2 protein-coding genes are annotated in these 3,657 nt (G+C 39.8%); both read right to left on the bottom strand.

The features are described 5' to 3' along the window. Positions 1 to 1,968: S8 family serine peptidase (locus QME58_13450; GenBank protein MDI6804820.1), on the bottom strand; the 1,968-nt coding region annotated here is incomplete at its 3' end. A gap of 193 nt (positions 1,969 to 2,161) precedes the next feature. Next, positions 2,162 to 3,241, bottom strand: coding sequence for a hypothetical protein (locus QME58_13455; GenBank protein ID MDI6804821.1), 1,080 nt, complete (start codon positions 3,239 to 3,241; stop codon positions 2,162 to 2,164). Positions 3,242 to 3,657 lie beyond the last annotated feature (416 nt).

Genomic DNA, 3,657 nt, shown 5'->3' on the forward strand with positions numbered 1-3,657 from the left:
CAATTTAAACTGATCGAGTGTTGATATTTCCTGTTCAAACTCGCCGACTCGTAGTTTATATGTTCTATCGGTTTCGATTGGTTCTTTGAAAAGTTGGTAATAATCAGTTATAAGCCCTTCTTCCGGAGGCGTATAAACACTTTGCGGAAGTATGTTATTATCTTCAATATATTCGCTGCCGTTCCAAGTATAAACAAACGGACAGCCTGAGGGTGGATATGTACCAAAAAATACTGGTGTTGATAATGTATATGAACCTGCATCATTTTGTGCTGTACATGTTAAAATTGCCATTGGAACCTTTTCATTATACTCATTAATTGAAGCTTGCTTAGAATATCCATAATATATATTCGCTTTATTTCCATTGTATGTTACGGTTGAACCCGTAGGAAAATAAGCGTGTGACCATGTATATGTTATATCTCCATGCCCGAGTGAGAGGTGGCAGGTTACTGATCCTGAATTCCCACGATAAATTGGATTGGGAGCCTGTGTAAATTGTGATATCACTGGATGCGACAACGCCTTGTAGATATTAATTCTTCCATAACCATAATAATTTGTAAAATTATTTCCTCCCATACCAGGTACCTTATCTGCAGAATTCCTAATAATGTCTCGTACTTCCCACTGTTTTAATGATGGAACTTTTGACCGAAGTAAAGCAGCCAAACCAGCAACGTGTGGAGCCGAAAATGAGGTTCCAGTAACACTGTTTATGTATCCTCCTGCCATAGTTGTAGATTGAACACCATCTGGAGCGACGACATCCATCTGAGGACCGTAGGCACTGTAAGAGCGGCGATTGTCGTTATAGTCTGTAGCTCCGACGGCGATGGTATTTGAATATCTCGCAGGATAGCGGATGCTTGGATCTGAATATGCACCATTGTTGCCTGCAGATGCAACGATGATGATACCGTAGGTATTGACTGCGAGGTTAACAGCGGTTGACATACCAGATGGTTCAGGTAAAAATGCGGAGCTTATGTTTATAACTCTCGCTCCATTACGTGCAGCATATTCGATTGCTTGTAAGGTTAGAGAAGCTATCGGATCTTCTCCACCATCCCTCAACACCATCAAACTTACACCTTTTTGATTTCCCCAACCACCAGCTACACCAGCAATGCCACGATAAGAACCGCCCTCGTAGTTATTCGTTTGTGCAGAGGACACACCGGCAACATTCGTACCGTGTCCATCAGTGTCAAGGGGTTCATTATCGGGCTGAAAAGGTTCAGAAGGATAGTTATTTCCACCGGCAAAATCCCAACCGACTAGATCATCAACATAGCTATTCCCATCATTGTCCAAACCGTCAAGATCACCTCCTTGTGCAACCGATATAAAGTCCGGTCTTCCATTCCCATTTAGATCTTCAGCTGGGTTGACCCATATATTTCCATCAAGGTCTTCGTGTGTGTATCGTGTTCCGCTATCAATAATACTTAGAATAATAGAGCTATTCCAAGAAGTTATGTCCCAAGCCTGCTGCATTTGGATTTTTGTTAAATTCCACTGCTGTGGAAACAATGGATCGTTCGGTGTTTCGAGTCGTTTTCCTTTAGCATCAAACTCTAAAATTTCAAATCTTCCACTCTGTTGAAGTGCAGATGCAATATAGAAGGGGTCACGATCTGGTGCGATACTTAACACATAAAAACCATCAAGAAATCTTGCGCTTCCCATCGAAACACCGTTGATGCTTAATCGCTGAAAGTCAAGGTTTTCAATAAATCCCTTATCTTTAAGCCTCACTATTAACCGGTTAGGAATTATTTCGTCTCCTTTCTTTCCTTCAAAAAATGTGTACCAATTTTTTCCATCTAAGTGATAATCTCTCCCCTGAAGTTTAAACTGCTGAAGCTGAGAGAGTCCATTTGTTGACGATAAAATTGTTATTAAGACGATAAATGACAGGTATTTTTGCCATAATGTTTTTATATATTTTATACTGTTCATTTGTTTTCTCCTTTTATATTTTTTATTTTAATATTGTTGAATTAAAAGAAAAAGCCCTCGAAGGTATTTGAAACTTCGATGAATTCTCTGGGCAGAGATAATTGACGTATCAACCCATCGGGGGCTTGTTATTTTAGCATCTAACCTGGCGGCGATCTCTCGCGAAAGAGTATTTTATTCATATATTACGCCCTCAAAATTGATATTTGTAAATTCCATTTTCTGGACTTGACACACTTACAAAAAGCAATCGCTTCTGCCAATCAACTGCAAGGGCATATATCTCAAAGTAAGGAGGTTTAATCTTCAGCCATGTCTGCCCTCCATCTGTTGTCCTGTAAAGGTAAAATCCTGTTGCAAATATTTCATCTGGATTGTTTGGATTAATCGCAAGCCGCCAATTACGATATATTCCGTCTTCCCAACCCAGTACTCGTTGAAATGTTTGTGCTTTGTCTTTTGTCTTAACAATTGCACCTACCATGCCGAAGTATAGTACGCTATCGTTTCTTTGATCGACGGCAATGTCATAAACGGCATTGTCATAAGTGTATGGCCCGATGTTAGGGGGAAAGCGAAGACTGTTCCAAGTTGCACCAATATCAGTAGAATGATGTAGAAAGGGAGCAAAGCGTCCAGTCTCACCGCCAATCCATATTTCATAAGGCTTCAAAGGATTTAATCGGATCGCATAGTTAAAGGCGCTGGCTCCAATAGTTCCTGTAATTTTTTGCCATGATACACCGCCATCTGAGCTTTTATATACCAAACTTACAGATGTTCCTGCGATAATGATGCTTGGGTCGGTCTGTGAAACTTCTAATCTTAAAACTTGACTTGCCGTCGGATATCCCAGTGTTGTAATCATCCCACTGTCAGACGGTAGCCATGAGGAACCATTATCCGATGTTCGATAAACACCATGCTTCTTATACTGATACCCTGCAACGTAACTGGCGAGAAGGTTGCCAGGCATACTCACTACATCTGTGACGCCAGACTCGAGCGAGCGTTCAATACTCGTATCCGCAAGCCCAATGTACTCCCAATGTGCATTTGTCGTGGACCGATTTATGCGATATAGTCCATCCCTTCCAGCCGTTGCATACAAATAATTTTCTATAAAAACTAAATTGGGAACTAACTTCCCTTCTAATCCTAATGATCGCCATACTCCAAGAGATGGGTCAACCGGTCCATCCTTTTTGCAGCTTGTAAATATTGTTAATGTAAATAAGACCAGTATTATTAATCTAATGTTTTTTTTATTCATAGTTTAAGTTCCGCGAATGATGAATATTGAATTTAGAATTCCTGTTTACAAATTTGATGGGGGGGGCAATTTCTTGCCAACCTATATTTTAAACCTATATCTCTTTTACTAATATCACACATCGTTAGCCTCTTAATTGTTAATGTGCAGTTATTAATTGTTGGGTTTAATATACATCCCCTAAAATTGAAAGTCAAGTGTTTTTTGATTTTTTAAAAAATATTTTACATCCTCCTCTCACACTTTTCCGCAACTTGTTGATATAATATAAACCCAGCGGACCTACTCACCCATCCAACACAAAACAAAGCCGACTTCTCACACTGATAAACCGGCTCTGTAAATCTTCCGATTTTTAACCAACGAAAGATTGTTCATAAATCGGGACTATGTAAGTCGAAATGGCATTTCGACAT

Source organism: Bacteroidota bacterium (assembly GCA_030017895.1).
In the GTDB taxonomy this organism is placed as follows: Bacteria; Bacteroidota; Ignavibacteria; order UBA10030; family BY39; genus JASEGV01.

What these genes read in the sequence shown, in the direction of transcription:
- QME58_13455 (MDI6804821.1), bottom strand. Translation starts at nt 3,241, where the DNA reads ATGAATAAAAAAAACATTAGATTAATAATACTGGTCTTATTTACATTA.